Origin of the sequence: Chryseotalea sp. WA131a (genome assembly GCA_025370075.1) — a bacterium.
GTDB lineage: Bacteria > Bacteroidota > Bacteroidia > Cytophagales > Cyclobacteriaceae > ELB16-189.
In genome coordinates this window covers 4577445-4596811 of sequence record CP073016.1, presented here as the reverse complement: position 1 = coordinate 4596811, position 19367 = coordinate 4577445, and the positions used below count along the sequence as shown (strand labels likewise).

Below are 19367 nucleotides of genomic sequence, written 5' to 3'. Positions count from 1 at the left end.
TGCGACAAAATAGATGAAACAATTAGCCAAAGTTTTCAACAGTCAGAAACCCTAAGTCAATCCATATTAAAAAAAGCATTCAGTGGTGAACTGGTTAATGATCATGACAATTATTTGAATAATGTTTAAGACAACAGAAGAAACCTTAACGCAAAGTTTACAACAAGCAGAAACCCTGCGGCAAAACAATTTAAAGCAAGCGTTTGGTGCGAAGTTAGTAACGTATTGAATGATATGGCCAAGATTAACGAATCCATAAAACAAACCATTGCTCAGCTTTCCAAAAAAGAATTGGAAAATTTAGTATTACGGGCGGCTCAAAAACATAATGAGTTTCACGATTATTTATTGATTACCCATGCCGACCCTGAGTTTGGTGAAGATGAACTCTTTGAAAAAGCAAAAGCGGATTTGAAATATTTGTATGGCAAGCGATACAAAGGTTTTTCTGAAGAACTGCAATTGGCAAACATGCTGGCAGCTTGCTTAAAACGGATTAATGAATTTGATAAAATATGCAGAAATAAAGAGTTGGAACTAAAGCTGATCATGTTTGTGCTGGAGGTACCCTTTAGCCTGAGCACCAATATGTTTTGCACTTGTTTTACGGCATACAATCATAAAGTATATCTGTTGCTACGTAAAGCCGTTACTATTTTACAGAAGAAACTTCATGAAGATTATAGATTGGAATACGAAGCCCAGCTAAACGAATATCTATCTATCATGCACCGCACTTCAAGCCATCTGGATTACATTGGTAATTTACCAAATACGGTTTAAGCAAATAAAGTTACGAGAAAATTACTGTCATCCGACCAATTTTCAGTAAGTGTTATAAAGGGTCAATAGGTTAAAATTAAGGGGATTTTTCTATGCTTTGAAAAACACCCCCCCTTAATAGCCACAAACATATCAAGCTGGATTTTATTAACCTCACGCTGGGGGGCCGATAATTTATTTCGCATGGATAACATGGATACAAAACAGATGTAGGAACCTAAATTGTTTGAAGCCATGCTGACCATGGTCATAAACTGTTCACATTCTTTCACTTGCTTATGGATAACAGTAAAAAGCAGGTGCGCTATCAGGGCAATCCACAATTGAGTTTTGATTCCTTCTGAGCTGTCCGAGTAAAAATAACTGAGCTCAAAATTTTGCTTGAGGCGTTTGAACAATACCTCCATGCCCCAACGGTTTTTGTAAAGTAAGGTGATGGTGATGGCTTGATAGAGGAACATATTGGATAAAAACTTCAGCACATGACCTGTCAGTGGGTCTTTGTAGGTGATCAGCCGCGCTTTAAAGCATTGGTTACGATCTGGGAGTCTGAGATGGATAATTTCATCCCTGATCACACCACCCCCTGCAAATTCTTCTATATCATAAACCTTGGGCTCTACCACATCATACACCGCGTTATCGTTGAGGCGTGTAACAAAATAGATCCCCTGTTGTGTCCATTGATCAAAAACCGAAAAGTTGACATAGCCTTTGTCAAAGACGTAAATCGTGCCCGGGGCGGGGGCGGGCTGTCCGAGGAAATTCTTATCGTTGCGACCCCCTTCCGTTATGGTGATTAAATCCGGCACAAAACCCGACAGGGGCATTTGCGCCTGCACTTTGAGGCCGCCTTTACGCTTGCCATTTAACCCAGATTTTGCAGTAGAATGAAATAGTGACAAGGTGTCTTATATTTGAATATGGAACACCACTATACCGATAAATTAGTAACAGCGTGGGGCGGGATGAAAGAGATGAAAATATTGATTGACCAAACTGGGATCAGCAAGAAGTTGGCCGAGCTTGGTTTGCCTGAGAGCAAGAGTAACAACCGGATAGATGCCGTGGGTATAATAGAGAGTTTTTGGGTGGGCATCTGGATTGGTTGCTTTCGTTTTAGTCACACAGCGGTGGTGCGGGTTGATGAAGTGTTGCGCCAGATATTTGGATGGAAGCGGGTTGCTTCGGGGACCACCTTCGGGCGTTTCTTTAAAAAGTTTACGCCCTCAATGAACCACCAAATTTTCATTGAACTGTACACGTGGTTTTTTGAGCAGATCCAATTCGACAATTACACGTTGGATATGGACAGCAGTGTGATCACCCGTTACGGGGAACAGGAGGGCAGCAAAAAAGGGTACAACCCCAAGAAGCCTGGCCGTGGCAGCCATCATCCCTTGTTTGCTTTTGTCAATGACATACGCATGGTGGCCAATTGCTGGAACCGCAGCGGCAATACAGGGAGCAACAGCAACTGCATCCATTTTTTAGAAGAGACCTTTGCCATCCTCAAAAACAAAACAGTAGGGTTGTTCAGGGCCGATAGTGGGTTTTGTACCGGTACAGTCTTGGATTTCATTGAGCAGAGAAATATCCCCTACGTCATTGCCTGTAAGCTGTATGCCAATTTACAAGCCAGCATTTATGGTATCACCCAATGGAATGCGATAGGCGAAGGCTTATGGGTATCGGAAATAAACTACCAGCAAGGCGGCTGGGGCAAAGCCCGTAGGATTGTGGTCATCAAACAAAGTGAAGAAATCAGGGCCAAGGCTACAGGGAAAAAACTAAAGACATTATTTAGTAGCATGGGCATAGCAGACGAAAAAGTATACCGTAAAAGATATCACGCCTTTGTAACGAACCAAAAATTGCCAGCATTGGAAATATGGGAACAATATAAACGCAGGGGAGATGCTGAGAACAGGATAAAAGAACTCAAAGAAGATTTTGGTGCAGAAGGTTTTTGCATGGACAGCTTTTGTGCTACCGAAACAGCTATGCGTTTTGTAATGGTAGCCTATAATTTGATGAGCCTGTTCCGGCAAATAACCCACCAGAAACAGCCCCAGCCCAAGCTTTCAACATTAAGGTTCAACTGCTTTGCAGTTGGAAGTTGGTTGGAGGAAGAGGCTCAAAAATGGGTATTGCAAATGTCCGTGCCACTCAAAAGAAGACAATGGTATGATGGCCTTTTCTCAAATATTAAAAATATAAACCTGCCACTAAGTCTTACCGGTTAGTTCAAAATAGTTCTACTGCAAAATCTGGGTTAAAATGGCCGCTGAATACAGCAAGCCTACACACAATCGGAAACTGTTGCGAACTCTTTTTGGAGAATGGAGATTAGCCAGTACGTAATCATATGTTTGTGGCGATGCTGCAATCAATGTATCGGCAGGAGTAACAGTTGAAACTGCTAAGTCCAAGAATAAAGTTAAATTGATATCTAATCCAGTTGTCTGCAATCAGCGGACAACTTAAATCCAAGCGTCCGGAAAAATCGGACAGTTAATATATTTGTCAACATACGCATCCAAAACTTGCTCCAACCATGGGGCTTAAAATAATAGATATTAAAACCAACCATCTCATAGCTCATTAAACCCAGATTTTGCAGTAGAATGAAATAGTGACAAGGTGTCTTATATTTGAATATGGAACACCACTATACCGATAAATTAGTAACAGCGTGGGGCGGGATGAAAGAGATGAAAATATTGATTGACCAAACTGGGATCAGCAAGAAGTTGGCCGAGCTTGGTTTGCCTGAGAGCAAGAGTAACAACCGGATAGATGCCGTGGGTATAATAGAGAGTTTTTGGGTGGGCATCTGGATTGGTTGCTTTCGTTTTAGTCACACAGCGGTGGTGCGGGTTGATGAAGTGTTGCGCCAGATATTTGGATGGAAGCGGGTTGCTTCGGGGACCACCTTCGGGCGGTTCTTTAAAAAGTTTACGCCCTCAATGAACCACCAAATTTTCATTGAACTGTACACGTGGTTTTTTGAGCAGATCCAATTCGACAATTACACGTTGGATATGGACAGCAGTGTGATCACCCGTTACGGGGAACAGGAGGGCAGCAAAAAAGGGTACAACCCCAAGAAGCCTGGCCGTGGCAGCCATCATCCCTTGTTTGCTTTTGTCAATGACATACGCATGGTGGCCAATTGCTGGAACCGCAGCGGCAATACAGGGAGCAACAGCAACTGCATCCATTTTTTAGAAGAGACCTTTGCCATCCTCAAAAACAAAACAGTAGGGTTGTTCAGGGCCGATAGTGGGTTTTGTACCGGTACAGTCTTGGATTTCATTGAGCAGAGAAATATCCCCTACGTCATTGCCTGTAAGCTGTATGCCAATTTACAAGCCAGCATTTATGGTATCACCCAATGGAATGCGATAGGCGAAGGCTTATGGGTATCGGAAATAAACTACCAGCAAGGCGGCTGGGGCAAAGCCCGTAGGATTGTGGTCATCAAACAAAGTGAAGAAATCAGGGCCAGGGCAACGGGTAAGAAGCTCAAGACATTATTCAGCAGCGTGGGCATAGCGGACGAAAAAGTGTACCGCAAAAGGTACCATGCCTTTGTCACTAACCAAGCCCTGCCGGCAACAGAAATATGGGAACAATATAAGCGCAGGGGTGATGCCGAAAACAGGATCAAGGAGTTGAAAGAAGATTTCGGTACAGAAGGCTTTTGCATGGATAGTTTTTGTGCTACTGAAACAGCTATGCGCTTTGTGATGGTAGCCTATAATTTGATGAGCCTGTTCCGCCAAATAACCCATCAAAAACAGCCACAGCCCAAGCTTTCCACATTAAGGTTCAACTGCTTTGCAGTTGGAAGTTGGGTGGAGCAGGAAGCCCAAAAATGGGTACTGAAAATGTCCGTCCCACTCAAAAGAAGGCAATGGTATGATGGATTATTCTCAAATGTCCAAAAAATAAACCTGCCACTAAGTCTGACTGGATAGTTCTACTGCAAAATCTGGGTTAAATCTTCTCCACCACCAAATTATGATTGGTGTAAATACAAATGTCTGCCGCAATGTTTAAGCTTTCGCACACCATTTCTTCTGCTGTCAAATGGGGCGCATGTTTTTTCAAGGCCAAGGCGGCCGACTGCGCGTACATCGAGCCGGAACCAATGGCTGCTACTTGATTGTCGGGTTCGAGCACATCACCCGTTCCTGAAATAACTAAAATTTGATCTTTGTTCACAGCTATCAGCATGGCTTCCAATCTCCTCAAGAACCGATCGGTGCGCCAATCTTTTGCCAACTCAATGGCAGCACGCTTCATGTTGCCACCATAGGCATTCAACTTTTCATCAAAGCGATCTAATAATGTAAACGCATCGGCTGTAGAGCCGGCAAAGCCCGTGAGCACTTTGCCATCTTGAAGCTTGCGGATTTTTTTCACGTTGCTCTTTGCGATGGTATTGCCCATCGTGGCTTGGCCATCTCCGCCAATAGCTACTTGGCCGTTGTGCAGTACTGCGAGAATGGTGGTGGAGTGGATTTCGGTCATTGTGAGAATTACTTTTCGTCACCTTTGAATTGCCATACTTCTTTTGAAGTGGATAAGCTGCCACCCATACAAACGTATGCAATTCCGTCAATTACAAACCCTGGAGAACCAGCTCTATCACTAGATGGAAATTCGCTTAACTCCTTCATTGCGTTTGTATCTGGATGATACCTGAAGACCCGTTTAGAGACTGCACCAGAAGATCTAAGTTCACCGCAAATAAAATAGAAATAATCACGAATATTAACTGTTGACATGCCAAATCTGCCATCAAATTGTGAGAACCTACCTTGACTTATCCATTTTTCGTTTACAGAATCAAATGTCCAAAAAACGCCATCGCTATTAATTAAGCGTACCATGCCATTATGCAAAAATGAAGGCACCGTATAATTGCTATTTCCGATGGCTGGATAATCTTCTTGTTCTAAAAAGGGAATTAAGCTCCACTCATTCTTTTCAGAATCATATCTGTAAAGCTTACCCGCATCTCCCGCAAAATAGAGGTATCGATTATTGGCAATCAGAAGGGTAGTTCTTACCTTAACGTCCTGTGGGATCGGGATTTTTGAAAAAGATTTATCTGCTGGATTAAATGTCAGAATAAAAGTCACCAACCGGTCATCTACTGTATTGTCGTATGAAGGGGAGGTCAGCAATAGGTAAATCTTATTGTTTACTGACTGACATATTACTGGGCCGGCATAAAGATTTTCTAAGTATTCTGCTAATTTAGTCCAACTTTTTTTTGAAGGGTCAAATTCCCAAACATCATTTAGCTGATCAAACTTATCATCAGTACCAAAAAACACGTACCCTTTTCCATTCAACGATACACTTCCAGCATACTTTCGAGACGCACCAGGAAAATCTGCCAATCTAGTCCATGCACCAGGTGTCTCTTCTTGTTTTTGGCAACCAGCAAATAATAAAATAGTTCCGATGATTAGGAATAACCTTTTATGGCAATAATTTATAAATGCTCTTAACATGAGTTTAGAATAAATGCGAATGTTCAATTCAAAATTAAATGGGTATGCTCGTATATCTCACGCATTGGAATGGCAATATTCAAGGAGGCAATGACGAGGTTTTGTTCAATTGATTTGTACTCGTCTAATTCCCAATGATTGGATGAGTTAAGTCGAAAACATTCGATGCTGATAGATTCCGAATCAATTAAAATGTATTCCCTCAATGTTGCGATTTCACGATAAAACTTAGATTTTTTACCACGGTCGTAGTCTTTCGTACTTTCCGATAAAATCTCAATTAATACGATGGGATTTTTTTGTATCGCGGACGTTTCGAAGGGTGTGCTAGTGTTACAATAAATAGAGATATCAGGATATGTGTAAAGTCCGGTATGCGGAATTTTCATCCGCTTATCACTTCCGTAAGGTCGACAGACTTTGCCCTTTAGCTGCAAAGTCAATTCACTGAAAACATTGGTGAATATCTCATTGTGTTGGTCACTTGCTCCGGCCATCGCGAATACTTCTCCCTGAAAATATTCGTGCTTTTGTTCGGAGGTTTCTTCAAATGCCAAATACTCCTCTTCCGTCATCAATCGTTTTTGATAGGCGGGTTCGGGTTCATCTATTCGTGTTTCATCATTATCAAGCATGGCAAATATCTCTCCTTGGTAGAACTCATGTTTTTCAAGCGAATTCCTTTCAAATGCAAGATACTCTTCAACAGTGAAGTGTGTTTTCCCATTTATTACCAATGGCTTCCTTATCTCACCTCTCATAATTCACTAAATCAAAATCCTCACAGGGTCTTCCAACAGTCCCTTCAGTGTTTTCAAGAAGGCCGCTCCCACCGCACCGTCCACCGCGCGATGATCGCATGAAAGGGTCACCTTCATCACATTGCCCGGCACCAACTGACCGTTCTTTACAATGGCGGTTTCTTTGATGCCACCGACCGCCAAAATGCACGCATCGGGCGGGTTGATGATGGCCGTAAAATCTTCGATGCCAAACATGCCCAAGTTCGAAATGGTGAACGTGCTTCCTTCCCAATCGCTCGGCTGCAATTTTTTGTCATGCGCTTTTTGCGCCAAGTCTTTTACTTCAATTGCGATGTGCGACAGCGATTTGTTATCAGCAAACCGAATCACGGGCACCAGCAAACCATCTTTCACCGCCACGGCCACACCAATATGGATGTGATGATTCTTGCGCATTTTAGTGTCTAACCAACTTACATTCACATCTGGGTTCTGGCGAATAGCTGCTGCCACTGCTTTGATCACCATATCATTGAACGAAATCTTGACAGGTGCAATTTCATTCATACTCTTGCGTGCCTCTATCGCCTTATCCATGTTGATTTCCATGGTTAGGTAAAAGTGCGGAGCGGTGTACATACTTTCTGACAAACGCTTCGCAATGGTCTTGCGCATTTGCGAAAGAGTTACTTCTTCAAAACTTTCTTGCCCCACTACTTGCGGCAACACAGCAGGAGCAACTGCTGCTCCTGTTTTGGTAGGTGTGGCACTCGAGGTCGCTGGTTTATAATTTTCAACATCGTGTTTCGTCACGCGGCCGTACTCACCCGTGCCTGCAATCTTGCTGATATCGTAACCTAAATCTTTCGCCATTTTCTTGGCCAAAGGAGATGCTTTTACACGTCCGTTGGTAGATGCGCCATTAGATGCACCGTTGCTCGGAGCTGCCACCACAGGGGTAGTCGAGGCACTTGCGCTCACGCCTGACGTAGCCGCAGGTGCTGCGCCCGATGATTTTGCTTGGTGTGCTTTCAGCAAAGTTTGCCAATCGGCATTTTTCTCTCCAATGATGGCCAGCACACCATTGATCTTCAAGGCTTCTTTCGTGTTGGCGCCAATGTATAGCAAGGTGCCCGTGTTATACGATTCATAATCCATGGTGGCCTTGTCGGTTTCTATTTCTGCCAACAACTCGCCCGACTTTACCGCATCACCCACTTTTTTATGCCACACCGCAATCACCCCTTCCGTCATGGTGTCGCTCATCTTTGGCATCAATGCAATTTCGGCTTTGATGCTGCTTGTGTCAATCGCAGCGGCTGCAGGTGTGGCTGCCACTTCGGCCCTTACTTCTAATTTAGGTTGTTCCGCCTTCGTGCCACCGCTGGTCGTGGCTGCGTTGACTCCGGCCAACAGAGCAGAGTAGTCTTCGCCCTTATTTCCCACAATGGCCAACACACCATTGATTTGCACAGGCTCGCCTTCTTTGGCACCCAAGTATAACACCGTGCCCGTGTTGAACGACTCATAGTCCATCGTGGCCTTGTCCGTTTCAATTTCTGCCATCAACTCGCCCGACTTCACCGTGTCGCCCACTTTTTTGTGCCACTTGGCAATCACCCCTTCCGTCATGGTGTCGCTCATCTTGGGCATGCGTACAATCTCAGCCATTTCTATTTATAATTTACTATTTTACTTGTTAAAAAACTCCATGTCAGATTGAGCGTGGCGAAACCGTTCTTTTTATTCCCCAAGCTAAGGCTGACAAGTCATTGGACTTCAAAAATAGCTGAAATTGACCGAAATTCAAGGGGTGACTTTGTCACGTATTTCGCTTTATCTTGGTTCTCTATGTATTGTGATGTTTTTCGCTAGTTTTTCATCAAGCAAATTTATTAAACTAAAGTCTCACCTAAAGGCGAGGAATTTTCCTCCAGATACATACATTAATGGAAATAATCAGACATTGAAAGAACAAACGACTTTTGGAGTTACAATCAAACGAAGTTATAATCGACAATATACCCCTAGTGAAGTCACCAGCACTTGCCGAATGTGCCTTGTAAATGTTAATTTTACCCAAAATTTTTAAAGGCGTTATGATCTACAACTCCATCATCGAAACTATTGGTAACACACCCATTGTGCGTTTAAATAAAATCCCGAAAGGTATAAAGGGAACTGTGTTGGCCAAAGTTGAATATTTCAACCCCGGCAACTCCACCAAAGATCGAATGGCGTTGAAAATGATAGAAGATGCCGAGAAAGCTGGTTTACTAAAACCAGGAGGAACAATTATTGAAGGAACATCTGGAAATACCGGGATGGGTTTAGCACTTACGGCAGTAGCCAAAGGCTACAAGTGTATTTTCACAATGGCCGATAAACAATCACAAGAGAAGATCAATATTTTGAGAGCGGTGGGCGCAGAGGTAATTGTCTGCCCAACCAATGTAGAGCCAGACGATCCGCGCAGTTATTATTCGGTGGCGAGAAAATTAAATAAAGAAATTCCTAATTCCATTTACCCCAACCAATACGATAATCCATCGAATGCAAAGGCGCATTACGAAACCACAGGTCCCGAAATTTGGAGACAGACTGCAGGGAAGATTACACACTATGTCGCTACGGTAGGTACGGGTGGATCGATGTGTGGTACGGCCAAATATTTAAAAGAGCAGAACCCCCACCTAAAAGCCATTGGCATTGATACCTACGGATCGGTTTTCAAAAAATACAAAGAGACTGGCATTTTCGATAAGAATGAAATTTACCCTTACCTCACAGAAGGCTTTGGTGAAGATATTTTACCTAAGAATGTGGACTTTGGTGTGATCGACCAATTTATAAAAGTGACCGATAAAGATGGTGCGATTATGGCTCGCAGACTTTCGCGTGAAGAAGGAATATTTGGTGGATGGAGCTGCGGCTCTGCCTTGCATGGAGCGTTGGAATATGCAAAGGAAAATTTAACCGAAAGCGATGTGATGGTGATACTGCTGCCCGATCACGGCACGCGCTACCTAGGAAAAGTGTACAACGATATGTGGATGAAAGACCACGGATTTTTGGAAGAGCGCGTGTATGGTACGGCCCGCGAAATAATTGCCGGAAGAAATGGAAAGGACAGTCTTTTCACCGTAACTAAAAAATCCACCATTGGCGAGGCCATAAAAATCATGAACAAAGAAGGCGTTGATCAAATGCCGGTAATGGAAGGAAATGAATTTGTAGGGAGTGTAACCACCGCAAGTTTGATTGAAAAGATTATCTCCGATCCAACACTTAAAGACAAATCAATTGGTGAAATTATGGACAAGCCCATGCAAGTGGTGGCACTGGACAGCACCTTGGACGTACTCACTTCTCTGCTGAATAAAAATAACAAAGCGTTGCTGGTGCGCGATGAATCTGAAAAAGCACACATCATCACGCAACACGACATTCTGCGGGCAATAACGGCATAATCTTTTCAGCTATTTTTTATTTATATCTCAGCTTAAAAAATAAAATAGTGAAGGCCAAACCAACTTGTAAGCGTTTGAAATGATGACTGGAAGGGATTGGATCATTCAACCGAAGGTGAGCCAGAGCACGATCACCTTAAAAAAAAGTGAAAACATCTTCAGCGATAAATCTTTAGCTGATTTGTTCCGCAACGTTTTGATTACTTAAGAAAAAAAAAGGAATGGTAGTAAAACTACCAGCAATTATCACAATACTCTCAATAAATTCTTGATTCATATTCTTTAAAGATAATCGAGAGAACCCAATTCATTTCTATCTTTGCCACTTCCTATGATCACTTGGCAAACTCACGGCATTACAACGTTTAAAAGTAAAATAGCTTCGTTTTTGTTGATATTATTCCTTTCCAGTTGTGTAAGTTATTTTCAATCGGAAAATCACGCCAGTAAAAAATCAAATGCAGTATCAACTTTTCAATTAGCCCCTGCACTGCCAACGGCCTTACAATTAAGGCCCTCATTTAGCGGAGCAGTATTTACTTGCACGGTGGATGAGCATAGAGTTAAAAAAACTAATCTAGTTTTATTGTCGGAATGGCGCGAGTTAAAAAGTAAAGTCATCCCATTCATACGCATTAGCCGTAAGATCATCTTTGGTTCTCATCACAATACGTTAAGCTATTCGCTTTGCTGCATCTGGCAGCTATAGGATTTTTTGCTATTATAACGTTCCTATTAATCGAACGAATCTAACGCAAATTTTACCTCACTAATTTTCCATATGAACCGTATCATTGCATTAATTTCCATTCTATTTTTTACACTAACCAAACTTTTCGCCCAAGAAAAAAAAGAAGAAAAAGACATGGGCGATAAACTAAAGGTAGGTTATGAGACATACGTTGATTTTCACTATACGTATGATTTCAACCAGCCAATTAACAATAAACGCTACACCAATAGCAATCCTGAATTTGTAAATCAATTTGGATTGGCTTACACCTACGGACAATTGTATTTAGAATATGGAAAGATTCAAGTAAAAGCAGCGGCCCATGCTGGTGATATTGTAGATATCATGTATGTGAACGAAGATCAGATATTCAAGTATATTCGCGAGCTTTCGCTTACCTACAAAATACACGACAAGCTTGAGATTCAAACCGGTATTTTCCCAGCCATATTTGGCTCCGAAACATTTATCAACAAAGATAACCTGCACGCCACGCGCGCGGTGATGACAGACTTCGCACCTGACTACGAGGCCGGTGTACGATTAAAATATAGGATGGGGAGTTATTGGAGCGGAACAGCCCAATTCACCAATGGCTGGCAAGTGTTTCGTGACAACAATAACAGTCCTGCTTTTGGAATCGCGCAAGTCTATGACAAACCAGGTAAGTTACTTTTCAACTACGGAATTTTTGTTGGTAATGAAACCTACGATTATCACAAACAAAAAAATTCCTTCAAAATGTATCATAATGTTTTTGGAAGAGTGTATGCAGGAAAATGGATTATTGCGCCCATGGTTGATTTAGGCATGATCAAAGATTCGGTTACTCATGAAATGAAATACTGGCAATCGATTGGCGGCAGTTTGCGGTATGGAATCAATAAAAAATGGGGAGTAGCTGCACGCTACGAACATATAAACGACCCGCATCAAATCATCAATGACTTAGTCAGACCAGGCGTTAATTTAACAAACGGCTTTCAGTACCACGGATCAACTGTAACAGTAGAATACTTACCGAATAATGATATTACCTTTCGGCTAGAAGCACGCGACTCTCGAAACATAGATCCGATTTTTACAAATAAAGATGGAATTGCTCAAAGTAAAACAGACTTTTTCATCATGTTTTCAATTGCCATGAAGTTTACGCATTGGGGTTCTGTAAAAGTTAACCGAGACCCTGGGTTAAAAGATCATTTTTAAATTAAGACTAAATATCGGCTCGCTTCAATTTCAAATAACTAAAGTAGTTGAAGAGAAACGTCCAGACGATCGCGATAAGCACCGCGGTAATGCTTACATAGTCTTGAATTTCCTGAAAGGCATAGCGAGCAAAAGGCAACGGAACCAGATTAGTGATTGACTCCAAAGGAAAAAACTGTTTCAACCAGCCAATAGAGACTTCGGTGCCCGATCTAAAAATATTCAATTTGATAATGGCTTCGATCATGTGCGATAGCAACAAGAGAACAATGGTCAATCCCGATCGCTGTACAAAGATGCCCAACATCAACGAATATGAGAGAAAGGCAAAAACTTCTAAGAAATAAGCCACTAAAAATTCAATGCCCATCATCACATCTTGAAAAGCCAAATCGGGAGTATAGATCAGGCCTGTAAACATAATGATGACAAACAACATCACCACACTCATCAAACTCAACAATCCGTTCATCAGAATCTTTGAAAAGATAAACTCCCAACGGCTCATACCGTCAATGATGTTTTGTCGAAGGGTGCGGTACTGATATTCGTTGGTGATTGAAATTACAACCATGATGGACAAAACCAGCTTAAACAAGCCGCTGACCCATATCAGGTTCTGCCAAATATCCGGAAAGTGATAAAGCGGAATTCGATTGATGTTGATTTCAGAACCAAAATCCTGAAACTTGCTCGCAATCCATTTTAATATTTCCATGCCACTTGCCGTAGTGAAGGCGAGCGTTACAAAATACAAACCGCATATCACCCAAAAGGTGCGATAGCTGGTCATTTTCTTTAGGTCAATTTTTACGAGATGAAGCATAGAAAAGATTTGGGATCTAAGAATTAAGATTTAAGATTTAATGCGCCTCTGCCAATATCTCCAAAAACTGTTTCTCCAGCGATTTCTTTTTGGTAATCAAATGTGAAGTAATGATACCCTTCTCGAACAAAAACTTGTTCAAATCTTGACTATGGAAACCATCTTTCATCATCACCTGATAAATGCCTTCTTCTTTTTTGATGGTACCACTGCCTACAAATTCTTGAAGATAAATCGAAAGGTCATCGTGGTAAGCCATCACCTCCACCGTCTCCTCTCCTTTTCCCACTTCATCCACTGGGCCACTGTGCATCAACTTTCCTTTTCGCAACACGGCAAAGTGTGTACATACCTTCTGCACTTCGTCTAACAGGTGACTAGCTAAAATAATGGTTTTGCCATCCGCAGCAATTCTTCTTACTATCTCACGAATTTCAGCAATACCCATCGGATCAAGTCCGTTAGTTGGCTCATCCAATATTAAGGGCATCTCTAAAAACCCGTTTTAAATTTTTTCACTTCCTAGTTTATCGAATTTTTTCTTTGCAATCTTAAAAAATAGTGATTAAGGGCTCTTTTGACTTTTTCTTTTCACCCTTGGCAGGATGATGATTGACCATTTGGTCAAACTATCGGCCATTCAAGTTCACTTTTATCTGCGTTAGCCTGAACAAATTGTAGGTGAGGTTCATTAAACCAATCGTTGCTTTGGCCCTCACAAAGTTTCGGCATCGGATATACATTCGGTTCATCGAGTTGGTCATGAACCCAAAAATGTGCTCCACTCTTGCCCTTGTCTTTGATTTCTTCTTGTTGCGCTTTTGCTGCGCATTGGTAAGGGGTTTATTGCGGTATCCTTTTTCATGGATCATGGAGGTCATATTTTTTCCGTTCAACTCTTTTTCAATTTTCTCACTCCGATAAGCACTATCAGCATATACTTTTTGTCCGCGATCCCTTTTGTCAATCAATGGTCCAATCATTTCACTATCGTGAACATTGGCAGGGGTTACCTTATAACCCGTAATGAGTTTGGTGCGCGCATCGGCTTTCACATGGTCTTTATACCCATAGTAACTTTTTCCATTGTGCGTAACCCATTTGGCATCAATATCTTTCTGGCGTAGCTTGTTTTCTTTATCTTTCCAATCTGGGGGAATAATCCCCTCATTGAGTTGTTGGTTCTCATCGCGGCTGTTTCGTTGAATAGGGACTTCCACAATGGAGGCATCTATCATTCGGCCTTTGTTAAGAATTACACCCCGTTGGCTCAAGGTTTTATCCAGCAAGGAAAACAATTTCTCCACCATCTTGCCTTTGGCAAGTTCATTTTTAAAGTTCCAGATTGTTTTGGCATCGGGCACCGTATCAGATATGGTCAACCCTAAAAAACGCATGAACGATAAACGATCTAAAATCGCATATTCCGTGCCGTCATCGCTTAAATTATAATAGCGCTGCAAAATCAATATTTTGAACATCATCAGATAATCAAAGGAAGGGCGACCGCCTTGGCTTCTGTCTTTTCCCGATTCAAAATGTGCCTCCAAGGGTTTGCGGAAAATCCCAAAGTCAATGTGGGCTTGCAATTTTAACAATGGGTCGTTTTGCTTACCGATTTTATCCAACCGAAACTGCTCATCAAATAATCCTCTCGATTTATTTTTCATCTATTTTCTCCTTTTTCTCAAGAAACAAAATTTACAGATAATTTCGTAGGGTTTTTAGAGATACCCTTAATATAATGGGATCGCTTACTAATGCCGAGGCAATGGCCAACCGTTGCTTCATACCCAGTGAATAGGTTCTGTACTTATCATCTTTACGCGAAGTAAGCTCAACAACATCCAATACCTTGGCAATATTAGCAGGATCTGCACCTTTGATCATGGCATTTAGTTCCAAATTCCTTTGACCGCTCAGGTAAGGGTAAAAAATCGGGTGTTCCAATACAGCGCCTATCTTCTTACGCGTAAGGTGTGTGGGTTGTTCGCCAAACCAAGTGAACGTTCCTGAAGTTGGATTAGTAACGCCCATCAACATGCCAAGCGTGGTGGTTTTACCGCTTCCATTTGGCCCAAGCATGCCAAACACTTGACCTCGTTTTACTTCCAAGTCGAGTTGGTTAACGGCACACAACTTTCCAAAATTCTTGGTTAGCTTTTGTATGGATAATACTACTTCGCTCATTCGATTTAGACGGATTTATCTATTAGTTGTTGTTATTCTTGCCTTCTTCCGATTCAATTTTATTTCCCTCTTCATCATATTTTTTTTTCTTCTTCTTGTCCTTATCATCACCAATAAAATTCTTAATCATCTTGCTAACATCTGTGCTTTGGTCGATGGTATTAAAGAGTGCGCTGGCTTTGTCAAGAGGAATTCTTCCTAATATATCCAACACATACAAACTAGCCGAGTCACTGGCCAAGATAATGGTTCCCTTCACTTTGCCCTCTCGCTCTTTCACCAAAATATCAAAATTCCTTCCCTCCATTCTGCCGGTCATCATCTCTTCATATTGCTCGCCTTGATAACTCTTCTTTAAGGTCGAGTATTCTGTTTTCTCCATCGCATGCTTCTTTTTATCGACCATCACAAAGCGCATCTTTTCAATGTCCTTAATCATCTCATCCAATTCCTTGCTATCTTTTTGGTTTAACATCTTCAACGTATTCTTATAAAAGAAAAGCGAAAGGCCATCGTATTTTTTGTCCAACGCTTCGGTAGTTTTGGTTTGCCCCAATGCTAGCGCGGGAATTAAAATCAGTATTAATAAAAGAAATTTCATAAGTATAATGATAAGGTTCTCAACGAGTGTCTTTTTAAAAGGGTACGAATTATCAAAGATAAATTTAATGACTCAATAAAAAAGTAGGCAGTCAACAGGTTGCAGTCGGCAGTCAATTGCTTCCTACAACCTGCGCACTGCCTACTGCAGTCTGCCCAACTCTTAATCAATCACTTCTTTTTTCCTTTGTCCTTAATCTTCTCCAAATTATTCAGCCCATCAATGTTTACAGCTTTGCCAATTTTCGACATTTCTTTCAAATCAATTTCTCCAAACAAGGTCATCACCAAAAACTCTTCGTTACCACCCATAATCATTACCAACTCACTTATTCTTCCTCCCGATTCTTTGGTAAAGAATTTCATGTCTTTATCCTTGTCGCGAATCGTCATCAGCTCTTCAAAATCGCTGGTCGGTACCATTGCCATTGCCTCTTTGTACAGCTCACGAGAATTTCTCGCCTCGCTCTTCGATAAAATTTTTAGTCCTTTAATTTTGCTGATGGCTGCTATCAACGCTTTGTTCTCGGGTGTATCTCCATCCAAATTTGCCATCATACTAAACATTTTACCACTCACATTGACTTGGCTAAACGATTCATCACTTTGATACTTGTTGAAAAATTTTGCAATTGCATCGTTTTGTGCTTGTGCCGCTACGGCCACCATCATCACCATTCCTAACACTAACTTTTTCATACTTGTTAATTTACGTTTTTAAGTTCTTTTTTAAATACTAGCTTTTACTTCTTCTGCCGTCACTTCCTTCCTCTGAATTTTCTGCTCTGCCTCGTTGAACATCTTTATTTTCCCTGCCTCTTGCTTCGCTTTGTTAAAACTATTTGAAATCATCATCAATGCTTTTTTCGTTTCTTCCAGCGCTACACGCGGGTCGCTGTAGGTATCTTCCGCTTCTGGCGGGTAGGCTTTCCGCACCTCTTGCCGCACAAAGTAACCTGCTGCCACGACAACCAAAATTCCTGCAGCAATACGGGCGTAGTTCGAAAACATTTTCACCGACTTGCCTGCTGGCCGATGGTCTGTGATCTTCTTCCTCACTTGCTCATCAAACCCTATCGCTACCGATTGGCTTCGTTGTGCATCTAGGTAACGAAAAAATTCTGCGGTTTCATTCAACGAGCTTGGCACGTCACCTTTAAAGTATTCGCGCAACTGCTGTTCCTCTTCCAACGAAGTCTCGCAGTTCCAATACTTCTCCAACAGTTCTTCCCAATTTTTAGAGTCCATATGCATTCATTTTTACCAACCGCTCACGCACAAAATTGCGTGCCCTAAACAAGTTCACTTTTACCTGGCTCATGTCCAGTTCCAAAATCTCACAAATCTCATTGTAGCTATAACCTTCAATGTCGCGCAACAGCATTACCTGTCGTTGCTTATCGGGCAAAGCGGCCATCAATTCATTTACCCGTTTCATGCTTTCTCCAATTTCTGTTCGTTCATACGGTGTTAAACTTTCTTGTTTCACTTCAAACCCTTGCTCCATCGAGTCGGTAACTTTGCGTTGCTTGGAGCGAAGCCTGTCGAGCGATAGATTTTTGGTGATGCGCATGCACCAAGCCTCCATATTTTCGATGGTGTCCATTTTTTCGCGGCCGTTCCACATCTTCACCATTACCTCCTGCACTACATCTTGAGCCTCCTCGCGATTTCCCAAAAGCCCCAAGGCAAAGCGGAAAAGCTTGTTTTTGGTGGGGAGTACGCGGGTCTCAAACATTTCGCTATCGATTTTCACAGGCAAGACGGGGGTGGTTAACGGATGTTACAAAGAAAAGGAAATTATTGTTGGAAATTGGGCGGCCCCTGCCAACCCACAATTCCGTGCTCACGGGCGGGCTTTACGCTGCAATCTCTTACATTCTATAAAGCAAAAAAGCTTCCAGCTGCAATCGCTGCCAGAAAAACAACAAACCTTAGGCAGGTAACTTTGCCTTTACACTTTTTGCCGTGCTTCTGACCAATTCCTCAACCTCTAGATTGGATAAATTATCTGAATATTTCCTTGAGGCCATAACAATATTATTCAAAATCAAATCATATTTTAATGGACGGAATACAATACTGATTGATTCATTAAAAAAAAGTTCAACAGTTGTTGGGATTTTCAAATTCCTTCTAATGAATGAAATGCTCCATGAAGATTCTTTATTGGCAAAGTCATGGATCGTGGAGTAACTTTTCAATACAGTTTTAAAAAAGGATTTTGCCGAATGACTATCGTTTATTTGTTGTTGATTTCCATCAAAACCAACCCAAATCTCATTAACTAAAAAGAATTCATTAAATAATGATTGTTTCTCAATAAATAACTCAATCAATAATCCAACTGACGAATCTAACAATTGTTGCATTCCATTAATTGATTTAGGAACAACTGCTAATAACTCATTCTTTGCTTTTCTTTTCAGCAAGTCAATTTCCTTGTAAACATCATCTCCTTCTTCTATGCTCTCTCCCTTTGCCGCTTTTAGATAAACCCCCAAAGACCAAACCAATTCCATTGCTACATATTCAACAAAAGAATCCAAATCACCCACATCGGCTTTGTTCAAAGCAGTCAAGTAATTTTTCTTGTCAGAAGATTTAATAACTACGGGTGGAAACCCATACCGTATTAGAACATAATTCATCAACAATCGACTGGTTCTTCCATTGCTATCGTCAAACGGGTGAATGCGAACGAAATCATAGTGTAACTGAGCTGTTATCTGTACCGGATGAAGCTTTTTATCAGACTCTACTTTCCGAAACCAATCCATCAACTCTGCCATTTTGATAGGTGTCTCGTCAGGTGACGCATAGTGGAACATCTCACCATTCTGCAATCGAACTGAATTCGGTTCCTTTTTATAAACTCCGGGTTGAATCAGCTTACGAGTCTGTTGGCCATCTTCAGTCCAAGCAACGCCATAATAGGGCTCCACCAAAATCATTCTATTCAACTCGCGAATATCTGCCTCAGACAAGTGACGCGTTTTATCATTGGCGTACTCTTTCACCAATTTTAATGCAGCATCATGCGCCTTCATTTCCTGATACTCTCGAATGTCATGGTCACCGGTAGTCTTGCCAAACATAATTAACAACTCAGTCTGGCCATAAGTAAGGGTGTTGCCTTCAATATGATTGGAGTTATAATTCCATTCCAATCTAAATTTTTTATCCAATCGCTGTTGGTCTTCTGCCTTCATTGGCAAGAGTTTATCCAACTCCGATTTAAGAAAATCTATTTTTTGAATCAAGGATGATAACTCTGGCATT

The 19367-nt window shown here is 41.6% G+C and carries 19 protein-coding genes; 5 read left to right on the top strand and 14 right to left on the bottom strand.

Annotation, left to right across the window (positions count from 1 at the left end; all coding sequences use genetic code 11):
• Nucleotides 1–234 precede the first annotated feature (234 nt).
• On the top strand, nucleotides 235–783 hold the full coding sequence (locus tag KA713_21205) for a hypothetical protein (protein ID UXE66916.1): 549 nt from the start codon (nucleotides 235–237) through the stop codon (nucleotides 781–783).
• Between the two features lie 62 nt (nucleotides 784–845).
• On the opposite strand, the gene KA713_21200 is transcribed toward KA713_21205, so the two are convergent.
• Entirely contained in the window at nucleotides 846–1688 is an 843-nt protein-coding gene (locus KA713_21200; GenBank protein ID UXE66915.1) for an IS4 family transposase, read from the bottom strand.
• Between the two features lie 18 nt (nucleotides 1689–1706).
• Between KA713_21200 and KA713_21195 the strand changes: the two genes are divergently transcribed.
• A complete protein-coding gene (locus tag KA713_21195) occupies nucleotides 1707–3029 on the top strand; it encodes an IS1380 family transposase (GenBank protein ID UXE66914.1) in 1323 nt (440 codons plus the stop codon).
• Nucleotides 3030–3443: 414 nt separating this feature from the next.
• On the top strand, nucleotides 3444–4766 hold the full coding sequence (locus tag KA713_21190; GenBank protein ID UXE66913.1) for an IS1380 family transposase: 1323 nt from the start codon (nucleotides 3444–3446) through the stop codon (nucleotides 4764–4766).
• A gap of 19 nt (nucleotides 4767–4785) precedes the next feature.
• Here the strand turns inward: KA713_21190 and hslV are convergent, their stop codons facing one another.
• From hslV to KA713_21170, 4 genes are read right to left on the bottom strand one after another with little or no spacing between them, the layout of a single operon-like run.
• Entirely contained in the window at nucleotides 4786–5322 is a 537-nt protein-coding gene (hslV, locus tag KA713_21185; GenBank protein UXE66912.1) for an ATP-dependent protease subunit HslV, read from the bottom strand.
• 8 nt (nucleotides 5323–5330) lie between these two features.
• Nucleotides 5331–6314 carry a hypothetical protein gene (locus tag KA713_21180; protein UXE66911.1) on the bottom strand — a complete coding sequence of 328 codons (984 nt, stop codon included), beginning with the start codon at nucleotides 6312–6314 and terminating at the stop codon, nucleotides 5331–5333.
• A gap of 23 nt (nucleotides 6315–6337) precedes the next feature.
• Entirely contained in the window at nucleotides 6338–7075 is a 738-nt protein-coding gene (locus tag KA713_21175) for a Uma2 family endonuclease (GenBank protein UXE66910.1), read from the bottom strand.
• A 6-nt stretch (nucleotides 7076–7081) separates the two neighbouring features.
• The gene (locus tag KA713_21170) at nucleotides 7082–8728 is read right to left on the bottom strand and encodes a pyruvate dehydrogenase complex dihydrolipoamide acetyltransferase (GenBank protein ID UXE66909.1); all 1647 of its coding nucleotides are present in this window, start codon (nucleotides 8726–8728) and stop codon (nucleotides 7082–7084) included.
• A 428-nt stretch (nucleotides 8729–9156) separates the two neighbouring features.
• On the opposite strand from KA713_21170, the gene KA713_21165 reads away from it, so the two are divergent.
• Nucleotides 9157–10527: a cystathionine beta-synthase gene (locus KA713_21165; GenBank protein UXE66908.1), complete on the top strand. Its 1371-nt coding sequence runs from the start codon at nucleotides 9157–9159 to the stop codon at nucleotides 10525–10527.
• Nucleotides 10528–11308: 781 nt separating this feature from the next.
• A complete protein-coding gene (locus KA713_21160; GenBank protein ID UXE66907.1) occupies nucleotides 11309–12469 on the top strand; it encodes an outer membrane beta-barrel protein in 1161 nt (386 codons plus the stop codon).
• A gap of 7 nt (nucleotides 12470–12476) precedes the next feature.
• Here KA713_21160 and KA713_21155 read toward each other — a convergent pair whose 3' ends face one another.
• The 9 genes from KA713_21155 to KA713_21115 form a co-directional block, all read right to left on the bottom strand.
• A complete protein-coding gene (locus KA713_21155; protein UXE66906.1) occupies nucleotides 12477–13295 on the bottom strand; it encodes a hypothetical protein in 819 nt (272 codons plus the stop codon).
• A gap of 37 nt (nucleotides 13296–13332) precedes the next feature.
• Nucleotides 13333–13785: a hypothetical protein gene (locus KA713_21150; GenBank protein UXE66905.1), complete on the bottom strand. Its 453-nt coding sequence runs from the start codon at nucleotides 13783–13785 to the stop codon at nucleotides 13333–13335.
• Between the two features lie 139 nt (nucleotides 13786–13924).
• On the bottom strand, nucleotides 13925–14965 hold the full coding sequence (locus KA713_21145) for an IS5 family transposase (protein UXE66904.1): 1041 nt from the start codon (nucleotides 14963–14965) through the stop codon (nucleotides 13925–13927).
• A 31-nt stretch (nucleotides 14966–14996) separates the two neighbouring features.
• Nucleotides 14997–15485 (bottom strand): ATP-binding cassette domain-containing protein, encoded by a 489-nt coding sequence (locus KA713_21140; GenBank protein UXE66903.1) that lies wholly within the window; start codon nucleotides 15483–15485, stop codon nucleotides 14997–14999.
• Nucleotides 15486–15507: 22 nt separating this feature from the next.
• Nucleotides 15508–16086 carry a DUF4252 domain-containing protein gene (locus KA713_21135; protein ID UXE66902.1) on the bottom strand — a complete coding sequence of 193 codons (579 nt, stop codon included), beginning with the start codon at nucleotides 16084–16086 and terminating at the stop codon, nucleotides 15508–15510.
• Between the two features lie 170 nt (nucleotides 16087–16256).
• Nucleotides 16257–16784 carry a DUF4252 domain-containing protein gene (locus KA713_21130; GenBank protein UXE66901.1) on the bottom strand — a complete coding sequence of 176 codons (528 nt, stop codon included), beginning with the start codon at nucleotides 16782–16784 and terminating at the stop codon, nucleotides 16257–16259.
• A 30-nt stretch (nucleotides 16785–16814) separates the two neighbouring features.
• Nucleotides 16815–17333 (bottom strand): hypothetical protein, encoded by a 519-nt coding sequence (locus KA713_21125; GenBank protein ID UXE66900.1) that lies wholly within the window; start codon nucleotides 17331–17333, stop codon nucleotides 16815–16817.
• A complete protein-coding gene (locus KA713_21120) occupies nucleotides 17323–17835 on the bottom strand; it encodes an RNA polymerase sigma factor (GenBank protein ID UXE69215.1) in 513 nt (170 codons plus the stop codon). Before KA713_21120 ends, KA713_21125 begins: the two co-directional genes overlap by 11 nt.
• A 184-nt stretch (nucleotides 17836–18019) precedes the next feature.
• Nucleotides 18020–19366 (bottom strand): Fic family protein, encoded by a 1347-nt coding sequence (locus KA713_21115; protein ID UXE66899.1) that lies wholly within the window; start codon nucleotides 19364–19366, stop codon nucleotides 18020–18022.
• Nucleotide 19367: the final 1 nt, after the last annotated feature.